The 18,732-nt window shown below is 68.7% G+C and carries 19 protein-coding genes and 3 pseudogenes; 13 read left to right on the top strand and 9 right to left on the bottom strand.

All coding sequences use genetic code 11. From position 1 onward, the window contains the following. Positions 1-365: 365 nt before the first annotated feature. The 4 genes from E2C04_RS09275 to E2C04_RS18650 all read left to right on the top strand — a co-directional run bounded on the left by E2C04_RS09275 (position 366) and on the right by E2C04_RS18650 (position 3,578). Positions 366-1,112: a GrpB family protein gene (locus E2C04_RS09275; protein ID WP_238694218.1), complete on the top strand. Its 747-nt coding sequence runs from the start codon at positions 366-368 to the stop codon at positions 1,110-1,112. Positions 1,113-1,346: 234 nt separating this feature from the next. Then, positions 1,347-2,477 (top strand): tyrosine-type recombinase/integrase, encoded by a 1,131-nt coding sequence (locus E2C04_RS09270; protein ID WP_202977724.1) that lies wholly within the window; start codon positions 1,347-1,349, stop codon positions 2,475-2,477. Beyond that, positions 2,470-2,823, top strand: a complete 354-nt coding sequence (locus E2C04_RS09265) for a helix-turn-helix domain-containing protein (RefSeq protein ID WP_135832366.1) — start codon at positions 2,470-2,472, stop codon at positions 2,821-2,823. Before E2C04_RS09270 ends, E2C04_RS09265 begins: the two co-directional genes overlap by 8 nt. A 284-nt stretch (positions 2,824-3,107) precedes the next feature. Beyond that, positions 3,108-3,578, top strand: a complete 471-nt coding sequence (locus E2C04_RS18650) for a hypothetical protein (protein WP_202977723.1) — start codon at positions 3,108-3,110, stop codon at positions 3,576-3,578. A 743-nt stretch (positions 3,579-4,321) separates the two neighbouring features. Here the strand turns inward: E2C04_RS18650 and E2C04_RS20875 are convergent. The 3 genes from E2C04_RS20875 to E2C04_RS09245 form a co-directional block, all read right to left on the bottom strand. Further along, positions 4,322-4,654, bottom strand: a complete 333-nt coding sequence (locus tag E2C04_RS20875) for a DapH/DapD/GlmU-related protein (RefSeq protein ID WP_275106482.1) — start codon at positions 4,652-4,654, stop codon at positions 4,322-4,324. After that, positions 4,651-4,896, bottom strand: a complete 246-nt coding sequence (locus E2C04_RS21970) for a maltose acetyltransferase domain-containing protein (protein WP_135832365.1) — start codon at positions 4,894-4,896, stop codon at positions 4,651-4,653. The genes E2C04_RS20875 and E2C04_RS21970 overlap by 4 nt, the downstream gene beginning before the upstream one ends. Positions 4,897-5,174: 278 nt before the next feature. Then, complete coding sequence (locus tag E2C04_RS09245) at positions 5,175-5,501, bottom strand: heavy metal-responsive transcriptional regulator (protein ID WP_477529285.1); 327 nt, start codon at positions 5,499-5,501, stop codon at positions 5,175-5,177. A 106-nt stretch (positions 5,502-5,607) separates the two neighbouring features. Between E2C04_RS09245 and merA the strand changes: the two genes are divergently transcribed. Next, positions 5,608-7,032, top strand: coding sequence for a mercury(II) reductase (merA, locus tag E2C04_RS09240; protein WP_135832364.1), 1,425 nt, complete (start codon positions 5,608-5,610; stop codon positions 7,030-7,032). Between the two features lie 133 nt (positions 7,033-7,165). Continuing rightward, positions 7,166-7,444, top strand: a pseudogene (locus E2C04_RS21965) (DUF4913 domain-containing protein); the annotation flags it as partial. Positions 7,445-7,663: 219 nt separating this feature from the next. On the opposite strand, the pseudogene E2C04_RS09230 reads toward E2C04_RS21965, so the two are convergent. Next, a pseudogene (locus E2C04_RS09230) lies at positions 7,664-8,264 on the bottom strand (cadmium resistance transporter). Continuing rightward, positions 8,261-8,620 (bottom strand): Cd(II)/Pb(II)-sensing metalloregulatory transcriptional regulator CmtR, encoded by a 360-nt coding sequence (gene cmtR, locus E2C04_RS09225; protein ID WP_006590980.1) that lies wholly within the window; start codon positions 8,618-8,620, stop codon positions 8,261-8,263. The pseudogene E2C04_RS09230 and the gene cmtR overlap by 4 nt, the downstream one beginning before the upstream one ends. A gap of 191 nt (positions 8,621-8,811) precedes the next feature. Between cmtR and E2C04_RS19720 the strand changes: the two genes are divergently transcribed. From E2C04_RS19720 to E2C04_RS09210, 4 genes are all read left to right on the top strand, one after another. Beyond that, entirely contained in the window at positions 8,812-9,174 is a 363-nt protein-coding gene (locus E2C04_RS19720; RefSeq protein WP_275106481.1) for a recombinase family protein, read from the top strand. After that, a complete protein-coding gene (locus tag E2C04_RS19715; RefSeq protein ID WP_238694505.1) occupies positions 9,158-9,400 on the top strand; it encodes a helix-turn-helix domain-containing protein in 243 nt (80 codons plus the stop codon). Before E2C04_RS19720 ends, E2C04_RS19715 begins: the two co-directional genes overlap by 17 nt. Positions 9,401-10,095: 695 nt before the next feature. Further along, positions 10,096-10,560 carry a hypothetical protein gene (locus tag E2C04_RS09215; protein WP_135832363.1) on the top strand — a complete coding sequence of 155 codons (465 nt, stop codon included), beginning with the start codon at positions 10,096-10,098 and terminating at the stop codon, positions 10,558-10,560. A gap of 96 nt (positions 10,561-10,656) precedes the next feature. Then, positions 10,657-11,571 (top strand): hypothetical protein, encoded by a 915-nt coding sequence (locus E2C04_RS09210; RefSeq protein WP_135832362.1) that lies wholly within the window; start codon positions 10,657-10,659, stop codon positions 11,569-11,571. Here the strand turns inward: E2C04_RS09210 and E2C04_RS09205 are convergent. Next, positions 11,481-11,723 (bottom strand): hypothetical protein, encoded by a 243-nt coding sequence (locus E2C04_RS09205; protein ID WP_135832361.1) that lies wholly within the window; start codon positions 11,721-11,723, stop codon positions 11,481-11,483. The two genes, E2C04_RS09210 and E2C04_RS09205, sit on opposite strands and share 91 nt — an antisense overlap. Positions 11,724-11,855: 132 nt before the next feature. Then, on the bottom strand, positions 11,856-13,376 hold the full coding sequence (locus E2C04_RS09200) for a M28 family peptidase (RefSeq protein WP_202977722.1): 1,521 nt from the start codon (positions 13,374-13,376) through the stop codon (positions 11,856-11,858). 235 nt (positions 13,377-13,611) lie between these two features. Here E2C04_RS09200 and E2C04_RS09195 point away from each other — a divergent pair, with 235 nt between their 5' ends. The 3 genes and pseudogenes from E2C04_RS09195 to E2C04_RS09190 form a co-directional block, all read left to right on the top strand. Then, entirely contained in the window at positions 13,612-14,541 is a 930-nt protein-coding gene (locus E2C04_RS09195; RefSeq protein WP_135832360.1) for an aldo/keto reductase, read from the top strand. After that, positions 14,538-14,681: an NAD(P)H-binding protein gene (locus E2C04_RS19710; RefSeq protein WP_229721657.1), complete on the top strand. Its 144-nt coding sequence runs from the start codon at positions 14,538-14,540 to the stop codon at positions 14,679-14,681. Before E2C04_RS09195 ends, E2C04_RS19710 begins: the two co-directional genes overlap by 4 nt. Before the next feature lie 13 nt (positions 14,682-14,694). Then, positions 14,695-15,159 (top strand): annotated as a pseudogene (locus E2C04_RS09190) (NAD(P)-binding oxidoreductase); the annotation flags it as partial. 32 nt (positions 15,160-15,191) lie between these two features. On the opposite strand, the gene E2C04_RS09185 reads toward E2C04_RS09190, so the two are convergent. Together E2C04_RS09185 and E2C04_RS09180 are read right to left on the bottom strand one after the other, a co-directional pair. Continuing rightward, the gene (locus E2C04_RS09185) at positions 15,192-17,549 is read right to left on the bottom strand and encodes an ATP-binding cassette domain-containing protein (RefSeq protein WP_135832359.1); all 2,358 of its coding nucleotides are present in this window, start codon (positions 17,547-17,549) and stop codon (positions 15,192-15,194) included. Between the two features lie 96 nt (positions 17,550-17,645). Then, positions 17,646-18,662 carry a zinc-dependent alcohol dehydrogenase family protein gene (locus E2C04_RS09180; RefSeq protein ID WP_135832358.1) on the bottom strand — a complete coding sequence of 339 codons (1,017 nt, stop codon included), beginning with the start codon at positions 18,660-18,662 and terminating at the stop codon, positions 17,646-17,648. Between the last annotated feature and the right edge of the window lie 70 nt (positions 18,663-18,732).

The raw sequence follows: 18,732 nt of genomic DNA, 5'->3' as shown, positions 1-18,732 counted from the left end.
CGATCGGGGCGATCTGGCTGCGCGCGTGGCTGCGCGGCTGGGGGAGCTGCGCGCCGGGGGAGCGGCCGTGGTGGTCTGCACCTGCTCCACGATCGGCGGCGTGGCCGAGTCGTTCGGTGACCCGTCGGGCGGCGCCGAGGTGTGGCGCGTCGACCGACCTGCTGCCCGGCGCGCCGTGACGACCGCCGGCGAGGGCGGCCGAGTCGGCGTGGTCGTGGCGGTCGAGTCGACGATCGCACCGACGCGCATGCTGCTCGACGAGGAGGCGGCAGCGATCCCGGGAGTCCCACCCGAGATCGAGGTCGCCCTGGCTGAGGGCGCCTGGGGCGCGTGGGAGGCGGGGCACGACGACGTACGCCGCCCTGGTGGCACGCACGGCCACCGAGCTGTCGCGTCGGAGCGACGTCGTCCTGCTGGCCCAGGCGAGCATGGCGCCCGCAGCCGAGCTGCTGGTCGAGGTCGGCGTGCCGGTGCTCACGACCCCGGCGTCGGCGGTGGCCGAGGCGGTGCGCGCGTTCGTGGACGACCCACAGGGAAGGGGCGAGGGTCCTGGCCCGGCTGTCACGGTGGTCCCGTACGACCGCGCCTGGCCAGCTCGGTTCAAGCAGGTGGAGGCGGCACTGCAGGCAGCGCTGTCCGCAGTGGCCTCGGCCCGCATCGAGCACGTCGGCTCGACCTCGGTGGCCGGCCTGGTGGCCAAGCCGGTCCTGGACATCGACGTCATCGTCGCCGCAGGAGAGATCGAGCGCGCTGTTGCTGCGTTGGTCGCGGACGGATACGTGCACCGCGGCGACCTCGGGGTCGAGGGGCGAGAGGCCTTCTTTGCCCCCGATGACGAGCCGGCCCGGCACGTGTACGTCTGTCGTGCCGGCGGCCTGGCGGTGCGCAACCACCTGGCCGTGCGCGACGTGCTGCGCCGGCGAGCGGACCTGCGCGACGAGTACGCAGCAGTCAAGCTGGCGTTGGCCGACGCGCCGTCCATGGACATCGAGACGTACATCGCCGGGAAGACGGCGGTGCTGCAGAAGGTGCTGGCCGAGTCGGAGCTGACGCCGGCCGAGCTGCGAGCGATCCGGGAGGTCAACGACCCGGGGGACCGTCGTCAGGCGTGACGGCAGGACCCAAACCAACATGTATTGACATAATGTACGTTATCGGGTGACAACTACGACGAGCTCAAACAGATGCGAGAACTCGTCGCACGCTGCCGAGACGTGTTTCCGCAGGTCACAGCCACCATCCCCGTCCGCGACCAGGTTCCCATGGGCGCCCCGACCGTCGCGTCGTGGCTGCTCAGCAGCGGTTCCTCTCGTTTAATGAGAGGTTCTCGCGTACGGTGTGCTCTCGTGGAGCTTGTTCCTGGACAGATCCCCGACTATTTGCTCGACGACTCGATCGGGCTGCTGCGGGCTGATGACCGCGTGTTCGAAGCGATGCTCGACGGCTGGCGTGCGCAACAACTGGCGCGCGGCCTGACGACGGCCCACATCAAGACCTCGTCCCGGATGGTGAAGCGATTCCAGGAGCACGCCAACGAGTACCCGTGGACCTGGATGGCTCATCACTTCGAGGAGTTCCTCGCCGACCTACGCACCAGTGAGCCGCCGCTGAAGGTCTCGACGCTGCGTTCCTACACCACTGCCATCCGTGCCTTCACGCGTTATGTCAGCGATACCCGGTACGGCTGGGTGGCGTTCTGCGACCGAGTGTTCGACGACATCCCGGCGCAGATTGTCTTCGACTGGAACAGCCCACGTCACAGCACAGACGACGACGTGCCCACTGGGCGACGGGCCCTGACCCGCCACGAGATGCAGAGCCTGTTCGACGCCGCCGATGACTTCGTCGACGCGGAGTACGCCAAGGGCAGCAAGCGGTGGCTGCCGGCGCTGCGTGACTCGACCGCGCTGAAGGTCGCCTACGCCTACGGGCTCCGGCGGCGCGAACTGACCAAGCTGGAGTACGTCGACTTCGGCCCGAACCCAAAGGTCCCGGCGTACCGGAACTTCGGGGCCGTGCAGGTGCGCTGGGCCAAGGGTATGCGGGGCTCCGGGCCACGACGGCGCACCGTGCTCACCACACCGGAGTTCGACTGGGTGGTCGACCTTCTCCAGCATTGGCTCTCCCCCGCCGGCCGCGAGCTCTTCCCGACCGCCGACCGGTCCCGGTGTCTCTGGCCCTCGGAACGGGCCGGCGCCGCGAGCCTGCGAACCTTCGAACGCGCCTTCGCCCGCGCACGCGAGCAAGCCGGCCTTCCCCAAGAGCTCACGCTGCACTGTCTGCGCCACTCCTACGTGACGCACCTGATCGAAGCCGACTACGACCCGTTCTTCGTCCAGCAGCAGGTCGGGCACCAACACGCCTCGACCACGTCGCTGTACACATCGGTGTCCTCGGACTTCAAACAGAAGACGATCCAGCAGATGATCAACCGGCGCCTACGACTCGACAACCAGGATGGTGGTCACGATGGCTGAGCAACGACGCGTCGGCTACCACTGGCGTCTGCGCCAGGTGATGGCCGAGCACAACCTCTGGAAGACCACCGAGCTCATCCCGCTACTCAAGTCGCGTGGCGTGAACCTGTCCAACGCCCAGGTGCATCGACTCGTCACCCAGGCTCCCGACCGGATTCCCGCACGCACCTTCGCAGCCCTATGTGACATCTTCGACTGCACCCCGAACGACCTCTTCGAGCCCTACGTCGAAATGCGCGCCGCTGCCACGGCCAACGCTCCCAAGCGGCCCGAGGACCTCGGCCTCAAGCCCGGCAGTCCCATCGCCCGACGGGTCCGCGTCGTTCCTGACGAGCCCGACGACTGATGGCGCGTCCCAGGAAGCCAGGCGACCCAGCCGCCTGGCCGGATCCGTGCGCGCGCTGCAACGAGCACCACCCGACCTCCGCATGGTGGCCAGATGGGCGGATCTGTGGCTACTGCTACCAGGCCGCCAAGCGTCACCGCGGCCGATGCGCTTGCGGCCACGAGGGTGTTCTCCCCGGACGGACCGACGGCAGGCCGACGTGCCGCTCCTGCTCAGGTGTCACCCTCAACATCGACTGTGTCGCCTGCGGCGCCGAAGCCGAGCTCTACCGCGGTGGGCGCTGCATGCACTGCGAGCTGAACCTCGTCGTGGACTCGATGCTGGCCGACCCGGTCACCGGGCAGACCGCGCCCGAGCTCGTCGCCATCAGGGAAGCGATGAAGAACATGAAGCGCGCCAACAGCGGTCTGACCTGGATCAAGCAACCCCACGTGCGCGCGTTCTTCGAGCAGGTCCGCGGCCACCGCAACGTCACCCACGAGCTTCTGGACTCGCTGCCGCCCTCCCGGACGCGCGACTACGTACGCGGGCTCCTAGTCGAACACGGTGCGCTCCCCCGCAAGGACCTCTACCTTGACCGCTTCAGCGACTGGGCTCCGGTGCCATCGAACGGCTCGAACCACCCAGACGACCGTGAGGTCATCACCCGCTTCATCCGCTGGCACATCCTGCGCCGGATGAACGAGGCCGACGGCACCAGCCGCGGCACCTTCTCCGGTCCAAGCAGACCGTCACCGTCGCCATCGACTTCGTGACCTGGCTCGCTCGCGTGGAGTCCGCCTCGAAGACCTCACCCAAGGTGACCTCGACGCCTGGCAGGCCGGCGGAACCACCACACGCGGGATCGCCAGCCGATTCCTCGGATGGGCCATCAAGACCAGACTGATCGACCCGACCTCGGCTCACGCCCCACCGCCGCGGCACGAGCCCCAAGCTCGACAGCCAAGCCCAGAACGAGGCCATCGACGACCACGTCCACAACACCGACATGCCCGCCAGACACCGGGCCATCGCCATCCTGCTCCTGGTCTTCGGACAGCCACTCGAGCGACTCGTCGCCCTGACCTGGGACGACGTCAACATCACGGTGATCCCGTCAGGATCAGGCTCGGCGGAACCGCTGACATCGAGCTACACCCACCGCTCGACGAGCCGTTCCGCCAACTCGCTGTCCAGCCGCACAACCAGCAGACCGCCGCGCACCCCAACAGCAACTGGGTCTTCCCCGGCTACTCCCCCGGCAGGCATCTCGACGCCGGCTACATCGCCGGTCGACTCCGAGCCAGCGTCGGCGCACGAGCCGGTCGCCTCGGCACACCACGAGCTGAGCAAGCTCGCCCCACCGCCGTCATCGCCGAAGTCCTCGGCTACTCCCCCGCTACCATCGAAAGGCACGCCATCGGATCAGCCGCGAACTACGCCACCTACATCCAAGCCAGGCTCGACGCCGATCGTTCCTGACACTCTGGAAGCAATCTGCATTGCGGGGCCGGGGCCCTCAACGAGAGCCGTCCTCGACCGCGGTTGTGCGGATGACCTTCGCGGGTGAGCCGACTGCGACCACGTGATCGGGAATGTCGCTGAGAACGACGCTGCCAGCACCGACCACGGAGTTCCGGCCGATGGTGACTCCTGGGCCAACAGTGACTGCCGCGCCGAGCCACACGTTCCCACCAATCGTGATGGGCGCCGCTCGCTCCCAGCCCTCGCGCCGGCGTTGATGCTCATCGACCGGGTGAAGTGCCGTCATGAGTTGTGCCCCCGGTCCGATCCTCGCGTGTTCACCAACGGTGATGAGCGCGTCGTCCATGAAGAACGCGTTGGCGTTCACGAAGGCGTCTTGGCCGATCGAGATGTTGCTCCGTAGCTGCACTGGAACCGGGGCATGACAAACACCCCTTCACCGACGGAACCTAAGAGCTCGAACAGGACCTGGGCACGGGTGGCGTCGTCCTCGGCCCGCGCACTGTTGAAGCAGTCGAGTTGGATCCAGCACTCACGACGCCTTCGCTGGAGCTCCCCATCGTCGAGATACCACTCGCCCCTTGCCAACCGGTCCGCCTGTTCTCCCATGGCCGGATCTTTGCAGGCCTGCTAGGTCCGGAGGACGTGACCGCCGGTTGCTATGACTCGTCGCCTTTGCACATGTCGCTTCGCCAGTTAATGCCTGAGAGCCGTTTGCACAGGTCAGAGCCGCTATTCGCGGCAGGTGAGCGAATCAATCGTCCAGTTGGTGGCCCTCCGGATCAGAAGGGTGGATAGTGCGGGATCGCCTCCGGGCTGGTGAGGGCTATAGGTATCGGCAGACCTGGTCGGGACTGCAGGTTTCGGGCTCCGGGTCTGAGGCCTCGTCACGGAGCGCGGCGATGGTGTCCCGTAGCGCGGAGCTGGGCGATCTGCTGCTCGATGTCCGCGAGGCGCGTGTCGAGCAGGTCCCGGACGTGCTCACACGGCGCCTGGCCGTGATCGCGGATGTCGAGGATCTGCTTGATCTGCGCGAGGGTCAATCCGGCGGCTTGGCCGCGGTGGACGAAGTCGATCCGCGCGACAGCTTCGGGGGCGTAGTCGCGGTAGCCGGCCGCTGTGCGTTCCGCCGGCGGCAGCAGCCCCTGCTCCTCGTAGAACCGCAGCGTCTTCGCCGTCGTGCCCGCAGCCTCGGCGAGCTCCCCGATCCGCACCCCGGCCCTCCATCGTGTCGCAGGTCTCGCTTGACCTTCCCCCGCACTGGAAGGTCCAGTATCGCTGCATCAAGAGCCTTTCCCAACCACTCCGGGAGGAATCGGGATGCAGACCAGCTACGACCTCGCGATCATCGGGTCCGGCGGCGGGGCGTTCGCCGCGGCCATTCGTGCGACCACGCTGGGCAAGTCTGTGGTGATGGTCGAGCGTGGCACCTTCGGCGGCACCTGTGTGAACACCGGCTGTGTGCCGTCGAAGGCGCTGATCGCGGCCGCCGACGCCCGGCACGTCGCCGCGGACGCGTCGACCCGGTTCCCGGGCATCGCCACCACCGCGGATCCGGTGGACATGGCTGCGCTGGTCGGCGGAAAGCAGGACCTCGTCGAGGCGCTGCGGGGCGAGAAGTACGTCGACGTCGCCGACTCCTACGGCTGGCAGATCCGCCACGGAGACGCCGCGTTCGCCGGCACTCCGGACGCTCCCCTGCTCAAGGTCACCGCGGCCGACGGCGCCGTTGAGGCCATCGAGGCCAGGCACTACCTGGTGGCCACCGGGTCCCGCCCCTGGGCCCCGCCGATCGACGGGCTGGAGGCCGCCGGGTACTTGACGTCGACCACGGCGATGGAGATGACCGAGGTCCCGGAGTCGCTGCTGGTGCTCGGCGGCGGCTACGTGGCTCTGGAGCAGGCGCAGCTGTTCGCCCGTCTCGGGTCGAAGGTGACCCTGCTGGTTCGGTCCCGGCTGGCGTCGAAGGAGGAGCCGGAGGTCTCCAAGGCCCTGCAGGAGATCTTCACCGACGAGGGCATCCGAGTGGCCCGCCGCGCGGTCCCGACCCGCGTGACCCGCGACGCCGCCACCGGCCAGGTCGTCGTCACCGCCGACGTCTCGGGCGGCGAGCAGGAATTCCGTGCCGACCAGGTCCTGGTCGCACTCGGCCGCCGGCCGGTCACCGACGGGCTGAACCTCGACGCGGTGGAGGTGAAGACCGGCGAGGTCGGGGAGATCGTGGTCACCGACCAGCTGCAATCCTCCAACCCGCGGATCTGGGCGGCCGGCGACGTGACCGGGCATCCCGAGTTCGTCTACGTCGCCGCCCACCACGGCACCCTGGTCGCCGAGAACGCCTTCACCGGCACCGACCGGTCGGTGGACTATACCCGGCTGCCGCGGGTGACGTTCACCGCCCCCGCGATCGGTGCCGTCGGAATGACCGAGGCCCAGGTGCTCGCGGCGGGGATTCGCTGCGACTGCCGGGTCCTGCCGCTGGACTACGTGCCCCGGGCGCTGGTGAACCGCGACACCCGAGGTTTCATCAAGATGGTCGCCAGCGCCGACACCGGCGAGATCCTCGGCCTCACCGCGGTCGCCAAGGACGCCGGCGAGCTCGCCGCCGCCGGCGTGCACATCCTCGGCAAGACCATCACCGAGGTCGCCGACGCTTGGGCGCCCTACCTGACCATGGCCGAGGGGATCCGGATCGTCGCCAAGGCCTTCACCACCGACGTCTCGAAGCTGTCCTGCTGCGCCTGACCCGCACTCGGACAGCCCCACCCCATCCGGATTCTTCCGATACCGAGCCCACGCTGTATTACGCCAACGTCGATGAGTTCGTACGCGGCCAGATCATCCCCGTGTTCCGGCGCCGCGTAGGCGAACGCGCCGACACCGCTGGGCCGCTGACTGGTGGCGCTACCCCAAAGCCGTCATCCGACTCGAAGCCCTGTGGCGCGCATGGGAATCACTGCGACTCGACCCCGCTCTGGGCATCAGCGTCTGGCTACGCGACCACGCCGACTACCACCTCGGAGTCCTTATGTCCCCCACGGGACCATTCGCCAAAAGCACTTACGAGGCAAAGGCCGCCGATCCGCTTCCTTACGATGCCCCGCCCCCCGGCCTGTTCCAAGATCCGGTTCAGGAGAGCAGCGCTGCAATCCCCTGACTCATGACCATCGAGCATGGGCGGACTGGCGCGTAACTCCAGTGGCCCGCCCAATGGCGTCCCCTACTATGTGGCTTCGTTCGCTTGGTGGCGGGGTTTTTGCAGCGCTCCGTGGCGGTCTTGTTGCCGCGATCACGCAGGACTGGCTGCAGGTAGGTGTCGCGGTCTGAACCGAGAGGGGTGCGCCCGGTCGGGGCCGTTTGGATCGCTGCCGCTACGTCAGAGTCCGAAGGCTCCGCCGCTGACGAGGATCACGATGCCGAGGCCGATGAGAACGATGGGGAAGAGGATGTGCTCCCAGCGTTCGAGCACTTCGGCGATCGGGGGGCGGGTGGCGACGAACTTTGCCAGGGCCACCAGGACCGCGACGAGCGCGAGGAAGACGATGCAGTAGGCGACTACTGCGAGAGGTTCCACGCTGAGGAACAGGGGTGTAGACGCCGATGTTGTCGCCGCCGTTGGCAAGGGTGACGCCTGCGACTGTCCACACGCCGACCTTCTTGCCGGCAACCTTGGCCTCGTCGTCATCGTCGTCATCGTCTCCGCGCCAGGCCTGCCATGCGGCCCAGAGGCCGAGGCCCAGAGGGATGAGACCGAAGTACGGGATGGCTGCCGAGGGCAGGAATGCTCCGGCACCGATGGTCACCAGGACCGCGGCACCGAGGATGCCGGCGAATCCGAGGTACTGGCCGGCCAGAATGCGGGCGGTAGTGCCGCGCTGGCCTGCCCCTCGCGCGAAGAAGAGGGAGAGCACGATGATGTCGTCGATGTTGGTCGCTGCGAACAGGCCCATCGCCTGCAAGACCGAGGTGAGGATCATGCGCCCTCCCCAGCTGCGTCGCATCCGGGAAGCGAGCAGGCGGGATCGATGCACGGGGCGTCTTCGTCCACTGCCAGGGTGGCATCGACCAGTGCCGTCAGCGCCTGCGCCAGGTGCGAATCGGCGATCTCATATCGTGTCCGACGACCCTCGGGCTCGGAGACGACGATCCCGCAATCGCGCAGGCATGCCAGGTGGTTGGACACGTTCGGGCGTGTCAGGTCCAGATCTCGGGCCAGTTCCGCCGGGTAAGCGGGATGGTCGAGCAGGGTCAAGATGATCCGGGATCGAGTGGGGTCGGCCAGTGCACGACCCAGGCGGTTCATCACGTCGAGACGCGAAGCAATAGTCAGCATGGACTGAACTATACAGCGCGCACTGAACACTCGGTCACGGGCGTCAGCCCAGATTGCATGCCCGTAAGGGGAACCACCAACGGGCACCCCTCGGACTACACCCAGACATCCTGCGTGCGAAGGGTCGTCGTCCCGTTAGACCCGCCCGTTGAAATGCCCGGTGATGGGGGGCTAACCGCTACAGTCTTCCGATGACCGCAATGCTCATCGGGTACGCGCGCTGCTCAACCGACCAGCAAGACCTCACCGCCCAACGGGAGGCGCTGGTCGGGCTCGGCGTGAGCTTGAAGCGGATCTACGTCGACCATGGGTTGACCGGAGCGAACCGTGCCCGTCCCGGCTTGCGTGAGGCCTTGGCTGCGTGCCGCGCCGGGGACACCCTCGTGGTGACCAAGCTCGACCGGCTGGCCCGCTCCCTGCCTGATGCGCGTGACATCGTCGACGAGCTGACGGCCCGTGACGTCAAGCTGAGCATCGGTGGGTCTGTCCACGAACCCGACCGATCCTGTGGGCCGCTTGCTGTTCAACGTCCTCGGCATGGTCGCCGAATTTGAGGCAGACCTGATCAGGTTAAGGACGAGGGAGGGCATTAAGGTCGCCAAGGCCAAGGGTCGACTGCGTGGCAAGAAGCCGAAACTGAACCCCAAGCAAGAAGCCCACCTGGTCAAGCTGCACGAGGCGGGCGAGCACACCACCGCCGAGCTCGGTGAGCTGTTCGGGGTGGCCCGCTCGACGGTCTACCGCACGGTCAAGCGCGCGCAGGCTTCAACAGCGAGCTGAGCTCGACCTTCGAGGAGCGGAAACCCTGCATTGGGGCTGGTGACAGCACCGTTACCACCACCCCTTCTCCCATGGCCGGATCTTTGCAGGCCTGCTAGGTCCGGAGGACGTGACCGCCGGTTGCTATGACTCGTCGCCTTTGCACATGTCGCTTCGCCAGATCGTGGTGAGGGCTGGAAGGGTCGCTTGCGCCTCTTCTGGTCCGTCTGGTCCGATGAGGCATGGCTCTGTCAGCCCTGGGTGCGGCGCGGTGGGCGGCGCTGCTGACTGCGGTGCTGTCCGTCCTGCTGGCCACGACGTCCTGCGTGGCGGACGACGACTCGAGTGACGACGTTCCGGCGCCAACGTCGCTCAGCGCGCCTCCTGGAGAATCCGCTGCGCCCACCGGGCGACTGACGGCGGAGATGCGTCAGTCGTCGATCGACGCGTCGCTCGGCCGCATGCAGGTCTGGATCACCAACGACACGCGCCGGGACCGACTGCCCGGGACAATCGTCTACCGCGACCACCGACTTCCGGCTCCGCTCCGGGTCGACAGCGCACGCTTGCGTACGATCCCTGCCGGCTCGGAGCGAGGGTTTCCGCTCGTGCCACCTGCTCGTCTCGACTGTGATGCTCCCGGGGTGGGTGATCCCTCGGCTGAGGGAAGCGGGCTGGTCCAGGTGCGCGCCGCAGATCGTATATTTCGGGCACGGGTGAGCGACGAGACAGACGTGGTGGGCCGGTTCGTGGCCCTTCGCTGTGCCGAGCAGGGTCTCGCCGAGGCCGCCACGCTGGCGTGGGCTCCGACCATCCCCGTCGACCGCCCGGGTGCCGGCGCCCGAGGCGTCCTGACTCTCGTGGTCCGTCCCAGCGGTGCGCCGGGACACGTGCTGCGCATCGACGCCGTGGCGGGGTCGCACCTGTTCGCCTCGGCCGAGGTGCCGGCCGTCTGGGAGCCGGGGGTGACGGTGCGTTCGGACGGTCGGCCCACACGCATCCCACTCCCCCTGACGCCGGCACGCTGCGACCCCCACGCCTTCGTCGAGGGTGGAGGCGCCACCGCCTTCCGCGTCCGCTTCCACCTCGACGGCGTACCGGGCGAGGTGCTGCTGCGCATGGACGAGGCGGGGCGCAGGGCGGCCTTCGCGTTCGCCCGCGAGTCCTGCGGCCTCGACTGAACCGCCGACAGGCCGCGCCGGCTCAGGGTTGCCAGCGGAGGCGGGGTGCTGCATGGTTCGTCCTGAGCCACAGGCGCTGACAAGGACGGTACGACCATGACCCACCGAGTGCTCCGCCTCACCAGCTGGCTGGCGCTGGCGCTCTCAGGGATCGCTGCCCTCGCAGCCGTGGCCGTCCTGGTCGTCGGCGGGCTGGCGTACGCCGGCAAGGCGACCTACCCGGTCCGCGTGGACCTCGGGCCGCTCCGGGCGACCAGCGACCTGTCCCTGCCGGTGACCGCATCCGGACCCGTGTGCCAGAAGGGCGACACGGGCGCGCCCAACCAGCCCGAGGGCTGCTTCCGTTTCTACCTGCACGACGAGGCCAGCTCCGGTGACGCCGCGAGCTCCGGCATCCACACGCAGGACGGTTCCGTTCGACCCACCTCAGCGTCCTTGAGGGGTGAGGTGGCGCTCACGAGCGTGGGTGGCGGCAGCCGGTACGCCCTGCTCTCGGCCATCGACCTGTCGTTCAGCCTTGCGCTCGTCAGCGTGGGGTTCTTCCTGGTGCGCCGGCTCCTGGCGGCCGCCGCAGACCCAGCCCTCTCCCCCACGCACGTTGCCCGCCCGCTGCGCGGGATCGGCTGGCTGCTGGTGGCCGGTCCGTTCGCCCTGTGGGCCTGGACGGGCCTCACCAAGGACCTCTACGACTACGACGTGGTGGTGCTGGGGGCTGGGCCGACGATGGTGCCGGACGAGATGCCGCAGCTCGACCTGCTCCCGGTCGCCGTCGGGGCGTTGCTGCTGGTCGTGGCCGGCGTGCTCCGACGGAGTGCGGGTGCCGGGCCGGAGGGCCCGGCACCGTCAGCGGACCCTCAGGCGGGACCGCCCTCGTCCGGTGCGGGTGCCGGGCCGGAGGGCCCGGCACCGTCAGCGGACCCTCAGGCGGGACCGCCCTCGTCCGAGGCACCCAACGAGGCGACGTCGACCTCGCGTCCTTCCGAGATGTCCTCGGCGACCTGGTCGCGCTGAGCCTCGGTGAGGGTGATCCCGGCTTCGCGGAGCCCCTTGTCGAGCTCGTCGTGGATCGTGCCCTCGGTGGCGGTCTCCTGCCAGGAGGTGACGCGTTCGACGACGCGCTGGAGGGCTTCGGTACGGGCGTTGTCCTGGTTCATGTCGGTCATGGAGGTGGCGTACCCACTCCCGCCCGACCCCATGCCCGGATGACGCCACCAGCCGGTGGAGCGTGACGCGGCGCCCCGCCCCCGGAGGGACGAGGCGCCGCGTGCGGTCCTGCGGGTGGAGCGTGCCCCGCGTCAGCGACGCTTGGTCTTGTTCTTCGGGCCCTTGCGGTCCTTCTTGCCCTTGTCCTTCTTGGGGTGCTTCCTCTTGTCGTGCTTGTGCTTCGTCGGCGGCTTCACACCGTTGATCGCCTCGGTGCTGTAGGCCAGCGAGCTGACGACCGAGCCGATGGCGCGCGCGTTGATGTCGAGCGCCTTCTTGTTCACGTTGGTGATGTCGTCGAGCGCCGAGTGGTAATCCGGGTCGTGCGTGATGCCAGCGGTGCCGCCGAAGAGAGCGACCTCCTCAGGCGTCTTGACGTCGTCGGCGCCGGTGAAGAGGCCGGTCGACGGGACGCCGGCGTCGATGAACGCCGAGTAGTCGCTGCGACCCGAGAACTCGGTGTCGACCCACGGCTGGTTGATCCGGTCGAAGTAGTCAGTGAACGCCTTCTCCGCAGCTGCCGAGCCAGGCGGCACGACGACAGGAGCCTCGTACGTCGACTCGTTGGCGTCGTAGACACCGATGATGTAGTTCGGCGACGCGACCATGTCGAAGTTCAGGTAGACAGCCAGCTTGTCGAGCTCGGCTGCGTTGTTCGCCTGCAGGTCGGCCACGTAGTGGTTGGACCCGACCAGGCCGGACTCCTCCGCGCCCCACCAGGCGAAGCGGACCTTGTTGTTGAGCTTGCCCGGGTTCGGGTGGCCCTTCTTCTTGCCCTTGCTCGACTTGGCCAGCTGCAACGCGGTCTCGAGGATGGTCGCGGAGCCAGAGGCGTTGTCGTTGATGCCGGGACCCTCCGGCACGCCGTCGAGGTGGGCGCCCACCATGACCACGTTGTTCGGGTCTCCCCCCCTCGTCTCGGCGATGACGTTGAAGGTCTCGACCGTCTCGAGCGACGCCTGGAGGGTGAAGGAGCCGTTGACGGGACCGCCCTCGATCGCGGCGACGAGCGCGGCGCCCTCCTCCTGGGAGACGCCGACCGACGGCGCGGAGGCCGTGCCGGGGCCACCCAGCGTGCCGTTGAGGGGACCGGCCTCGTTGTTGTAGATGATGATGGCGGCCGCGCCCACGGTCTCCGCGGTGATGGCCTTCTGGGAGAACGGGCAGGAGCCGCGGCTCACCACCGCGATCTTGTCGGTCACGTCGACGCCGGTCCAGGCCGCCTCGGTGCAACCGAGCGGGTCGGTGGGAGCGACCAGCTCCGCCTGGACGCCGTCGGCGTCGGTGCTGGTGGAGTACTCCATGGCGATCGGGTCGAGCTCGACGCCGGGCACCGTGACCTCGAGGGTCTCGACGTTGAAGGACTCGACCTCGAAGTACTGGCGGGTGGGCGAGTAGCCCGCCTTGCGGAGGTTCTTCTCGATGTACCTCGCCGAAGCCTCGTAGCCGGGCGTTGCCATGGCGCGGTTGCCACCGTTGTCGTCGGCGATCCTCTGGAAGGCCTCGAGGTGGCGGTAGACCGCCTTGCCGGTGACCTGGGTCTTGCCGGGCGTGCCGCCGTGTCCGTGACCGGGACCGTGGGCGCCGACCGGCGCCACCGGTGCGGTGGTCACGACCAGAGCGCTGACTGCTCCTCCGACGACTGCTCGCAGGACTCTTCGTTTCACTGCTCAACCTCCGCTCGAGCGCCCCGAGCGCTCTCGTACGATGCACCGATTCCGAATGGATCCGGTGTGCTGAAGTAGACACCTTGTGATGCAGACCACGTTGTTGTCCAGCCCTTGAGCTGCGTGGGCCGGCTCAGGAGGCCGCAGCCGACAGGGTTGGGCTGGGTGAGAGCCTGTGCGCATGACCCGCATCGGAGACCTCGACGTCCTCCCCCTCAACCTCGGCGGCAACGTCTTCGGATGGACCACCGACGCGGCCACCGCCCACGCGGTGCTGGACGCCTTCGTCGACGGTGGAGGCAACTTCGTCGACACTGCCGACTCCTACTCGGCATGGGTGCCGGGGCACACGGGCGGGGAGAGCGAACGCCTCATCGGGGCATGGCTGCGTACGCGCCGTCGCGACGACGTCGTGGTCGCCACCAAGGTCTCCCAGCACCCCGCGCACAGGGGTCTGTCGGCCGCGAACATCGCCAAGGCCGCCGACGCCTCCTTGGAGCGTCTCGGCACCGACCACATCGACCTCTACTACGCCCACTTCGACGACGACACCCCGATGGTCGAGATCGTCGGGGCCCTCTCGGCCCTGGTCAACGCCGGCAAGGTGCGTCACCTGGGGATCTCCAACTTCTCCCCGGCGCGCATCGCCGAGTGGTTCGACGTGACCGAGGCCGAGGGCCTGCATCGGGCTGTCGCCCTGCAGCCGCACTACAGCCTGGTCGAGCGTGACTTCGAGACCAACGGACTGCGTGCTGCAGCGGTGCAGCACGACCTGGCGGTCCTCCCCTACTACGCGCTCGCCAGCGGCTTCCTCACCGGGAAGTACCGCGACGGTGCCCGGGGAGACAGCCCTCGTGCCGGTGGGGCCGCCCGCTACGCCGACGAGCGGGGTGCGCGCGTGCTCGCCGCCCTCGACGCGGTCGCCCAGGCGTACGACGCGTCCGTCGCGAGCGTGGCCCTGGCGTGGCTGCGGCAACAGGAGACCGTCGCAGCCCCCGTCGCCTCGGCCAGCTCCGTCTCGCAGGTCCCTGACCTGCTCCGTTCCGCGACCCTCGTCCTGGGCGACGACGCGCTCGAGTCACTTCGTCAAGCTTCGGTGGTCATCCAGTGAAGATCATCGTGTTCGGTGGCACCGGTGGTGTCGGGACGCACTTCGTGGCAGACGCCGTCGCGGCGGGCCACGCGGTCACCGTCTTCGCGCGCACCCCGTGCAAGGTCGCCCAGCAGGGCGTCTCGATCATCCAGGGGTGACGCCTTCGACCAGGAGGCAGTCACGGCCGCCGTGGCGGGCCATGACGTGGTCGTCTCCTGCCTCGGGTCGACCCAGGGGCCGGGCAAGGACACCTCCCTGCGCACCATGGGCGGTCACATCGCCGCCGCCATGGAGGCGACCCGGGTGCGTCGCATCCTCTGGTGCGCCTCGGAGGGGGTGGACGGCAAGATCCCCGGGCTCTTCGGCAAGTTCGTCATGAAGGTGCTCGCCAAGCCGCTGGCCGACCACCGTGCCGCCATCGAACGGCTCAGGGCTGCTGGTCTCGTGGTCACGGTCGTGCGCCCCCGCGCCCTCAACGACAAGCCCCTCACCACCGACTACGTCGAGGACCTCGACGGACCGTCGTCCGGCGGCTACTCGATCCCCCGAGCCTCGGTCGCGCACTTCATGCTGAAGGCCGTGGAGGACGCCTCGTACGAGAACACCTCCGTCGCCATCGGCCAGCGCAAGAAGTAGCCGCGACGACGGCGCCGTCAGCCGTCCGGGGCTCAGCCGCCGACGTACTCGGCCAGGTGCTGACCCGTCAGCGTCGACCGGTCCGCCACCAGTTGGGCCGGCGTGCCCTCGAACACGACCCGACCACCGTCGTGGCCGGCTCCCGGCCCGAGGTCGATGATCCAGTCGCCGTGGGCCATCACGGCCTGGTGGTGCTCGATGACGATCACAGACTTGCCTGCGTCGACCAGGCGGTCGAGCATGCCCAGCAGGTTGTCGACGTCGGCCAGGTGGAGGCCCGTGGTGGGCTCGTCGAGGACGTAGACGTCGCCCTTCTCCCCCATCTGCGCCGCCAGCTTGAGGCGCTGGCGCTCGCCTCCCGACAAGGTCGTCAGCGGCTGACCCAGGCGCACGTAGCCCAGGCCCACGTCGACCATACGGACCAGGATCTTGTGGGCGGCCGCGACCTTGCCCTCCCCCGCGCCGAAGAACTCCTCGGCCTCGGCCACCGGCATGTCGAAGACGTCCGCGATGTTCTTGCCGCCCAGCGTGTACTGCAGGACCTCGGTGTCGAAGCGCCGCCCCTCGCAGACCTCGCACGGGGAGGCCACGCTCTGCATGATCGCGAGGTCCGTGTAGGTGACCCCGGCTCCCTTGCAGTTCGGGCACGCCCCCTCCGAGTTGGCGCTGAAGAGCGCCGGCTTCACCCCGTTGACCTTGGCGAAGGCCTTGCGGATCGGTTCCAGGAGCCCGGTGTACGTCGCAGGGTTGCTGCGCCGCGACCCCTTGATGGGCGTCTGGTCGATGGCGACCACGCCCTCCTGGGGCGAGACGGACCCGTGGATGAGCGTGCTCTTGCCCGAGCCGGCGACGCCGGTGACCACGCAGAGCACGCCCAGGGGGACGTCGACGTCGACGCCGACCAGGTTGTGGCCGCTGGCTCCCCGCACCTCCAGCACGCCGGTGCGCTCGCGCACCGTGGACTTGAGCTGGGCCCGGTCGTCGAGGTGGCGACCGGTGAGGGTGCCGCTGCTGTGCAGGTCGTCGACCGTCCCCTCGAAGCAGATCGTGCCGCCGGACGTACCGGCCCCCGGCCCGAGGTCGACGACGTGGTCGGCGATCGTGATGGCCTCCGGCTTGTGCTCGACGACCAGCACGGTGTTGCCCTTGTCGCGCAGCTGGAGCAGCAGGTCGTTCATCCGCTGGATGTCGTGCGGGTGCAGGCCGATCGTGGGCTCGTCGAAGACGTAGGTGACGTCGGTGAGGGCCGAGCCCAGGTGTCGGATCATCTTCACGCGCTGCGCCTCGCCGCCCGAGAGCGTGCCCGCAGGGCGCTCCAGGCTGAGGTAGCCCAGACCGATGGAGACGAACGAGTCCAGGGTCTCCTGGAGGGTCTTGAGCAGGGGCGCCACGGACGGCTCGTCGAGGCCGCGGACCCAGGCCGCCAGGTCGCTGATCTGCATGCGGCAGGCGTCGCCGATGCTGATCCCGTCGATCCGTGAGGAGCGGGCCGCCTCGTTGAGACGCATCCCGTCGCAGTCGGGGCAGGTGGTGAAGACGATGGCCCGGTCGACGAAGGCGCGGATGTGCGGCTGCATGGACTCGCGGTCCTTCGACAGCATCGACTTCTGGATCTTCGGGACCAGGCCCTCGTAGGTGACGTTGATGCCGTCGACCTTGATCTTGGTCGGCTCCTTGTGCAGCAGCGCCTCGAGCTCGTCGGCGGTGAACTCCTTGATCGGCTTGTCGGCGTCGAAGAAGCCGCACCCGCCGAAGATGCGGCCGTACCACCCCTCCATCGAGTAGCCCGGAATCTTCAGCGCGCCCTCGTTCAACGACAGGTTGTCGTCGTAGAGCGCCGTCAGGTCGAAGTCGGAGACGCTGCCCCGCCCGTCGCACCTGGGGCACATGCCCCCGGTGATCGAGAAGGAGCGCCGCTCGGTGACCGTCCTGCCGCCCTTCTCGGTCTTCATCGCCCCTCCCCCGGAGGCCGAGGCCACGTTGAACGAGTAGGCCTGCGACGAACCGATCTGCGGGTCACCCAGTCGGCTGAAGAGGATGCGCAGCAGGGCGTTGGCGTCGGTGGCCGTGCCCACGGTCGAGCGAGGGTCACCGCCCATGCGCTCCTGGTCGACGACGATCGCGCTGGTCAGGCCCTCGAGCACGTCGACGTCGGGACGGTTGAGCGTCGGCATGAACCCCTGGACGAAGGTCGAGTAGGTCTCGTTGATCATCCGCTGCGACTCCGCTGCGATGGTGCTGAAGACCAGTGAGCTCTTGCCGGAGCCGGAGACGCCGGTGAAGACCGTCAGTCGGCGCTTCGGGAGGTCGACGGAGACGTCCTGGAGGTTGTTCTCCCGTGCTCCGTGCACGCGGATGAGGTCGTGGGAGTCGGCGGGGTGCGTGGTCACGTCATCTCCTGGTTGCCGTCGCGGGCGGGACTGGTCACACCCTAGTGACGACCACCGACGAAGACCTGTGACCGGGTGTGACCGGTGTCGCCCGTCTCAGGGCTCGAGGAGGACCTTGGTCGCGCGGCGCTCGTCCATCGCCGCGTACGCCTCGGAGACCTGGTCCATCGGCAGCGTGAGGTCGAAGACCGGGCTCGGGTCGATCTCCCCCGCCTCGACACGGCGCAGCAGGTCGGGCAGGTAGGCGCGCACCGGTGCCATCCCGCCGCGCAGACCGACGTTCTTCTGGAACATGCGGCGCACCGGCAGCTCCACGCCGTGGGGCACCCCGACGAAGCCGACGGTGGACCCGGGACGGGCGACGCTGAAGGCGGTCTGGATCGCGCCGTCCGTGCCGACGCACTCGAGCACCGCGTCGGCGCCGACGCCGGAGGTGATCTCCTTGACGACCGCGTTCGCCTCCTTGCCGCGCTCGGCGACGACGTGGGTGGCACCGAAGATGCGGGCGATGGCCTGGCGTGACTCGTGGCGCGACATCGCAATGATGGTCTCCGCGCCCATCGTGCTGGCGGCCAGGACGCCGCAGAGGCCGACGGCTCCGTCCCCGACCACCACGACGGTCGAGCCCGGGCGTACGCCGGCCGAGACGGCCGCGTGCCACCCGGTCGGCATGACGTCGGAGAGCGTGAGCAGGGCCGCGCGGTTGGAGGCGGTGATCCCGCCCTCGACCCGGACGAGGCTGCCGTCGGCGTGCGTCACGCGGGCGTACTCCCCCTGGCCGCTGACGGTGAAGCCCCCGTGCACGCAGGCCGAGTGGAAGCCGGCCAGGCAGTGCGGGCAGGTGTTGTCGCTGTGGCAGAACGGGACGACCACGTGGTCGCCGACGCGGAAGTCGTGCACCTCGGCACCGACCTCGACGACCTCTCCGATGCACTCGTGGCCGATGGTCGCCCCGACGTTGATGTCGTTCTCGCCACGGTAGCTCCACAGGTCGCTGCCGCAGACGCACCCGGCCAGGACCTTGACGACGGCGTCGGTGGGCTCGGTGACGGCGGCGTCCGGCACCTCGGTGAAGCGGACGTCTCGGACTCCGTGGATGGTGGTGGCGCGCATGAGGTCGATCCTTCCACGCCCCTCCCAGCGGCCCGTGGGTGGCACGGGACCCGCCGGGGGCCGCCGTCGA

Source organism: Nocardioides daphniae (genome assembly GCF_004777465.1).
Classification (GTDB): domain Bacteria; phylum Actinomycetota; class Actinomycetes; order Propionibacteriales; family Nocardioidaceae; genus Nocardioides; species Nocardioides daphniae.
The sequence above is the reverse complement of the archived record's forward strand: the minus strand, read 5'-3'. Positions and strand labels throughout refer to the sequence as shown.

Excerpts from the sequence above, each read along its gene's own strand:
- E2C04_RS09265 (WP_135832366.1), top strand. The coding sequence starts at position 2,470 with ATGGCTGAGCAACGACGCGTCGGCTACCACTGGCGTCTGCGCCAGGTG.
- E2C04_RS18650 (WP_202977723.1), top strand. The coding sequence starts at position 3,108 with ATGCACTGCGAGCTGAACCTCGTCGTGGACTCGATGCTGGCCGACCCG.
- E2C04_RS21970 (WP_135832365.1), bottom strand. The coding sequence starts at position 4,896 with ATGGGAGAACAGGCGGACCGGTTGGCAAGGGGCGAGTGGTATCTCGAC.
- merA (WP_135832364.1), top strand. The coding sequence starts at position 5,608 with ATGCAGACCAGCTACGACCTCGCGATCATCGGGTCCGGCGGCGGGGCG.
- cmtR (WP_006590980.1), bottom strand. The coding sequence starts at position 8,620 with ATGCTGACTATTGCTTCGCGTCTCGACGTGATGAACCGCCTGGGTCGT.
- E2C04_RS19720 (WP_275106481.1), top strand. The coding sequence starts at position 8,812 with ATGACCGCAATGCTCATCGGGTACGCGCGCTGCTCAACCGACCAGCAA.
- E2C04_RS19715 (WP_238694505.1), top strand. The coding sequence starts at position 9,158 with ATGGTCGCCGAATTTGAGGCAGACCTGATCAGGTTAAGGACGAGGGAG.
- E2C04_RS09210 (WP_135832362.1), top strand. The coding sequence starts at position 10,657 with ATGACCCACCGAGTGCTCCGCCTCACCAGCTGGCTGGCGCTGGCGCTC.
- E2C04_RS09205 (WP_135832361.1), bottom strand. The coding sequence starts at position 11,723 with ATGACCGACATGAACCAGGACAACGCCCGTACCGAAGCCCTCCAGCGC.
- E2C04_RS09195 (WP_135832360.1), top strand. The coding sequence starts at position 13,612 with ATGACCCGCATCGGAGACCTCGACGTCCTCCCCCTCAACCTCGGCGGC.
- E2C04_RS09180 (WP_135832358.1), bottom strand. The coding sequence starts at position 18,662 with ATGCGCGCCACCACCATCCACGGAGTCCGAGACGTCCGCTTCACCGAG.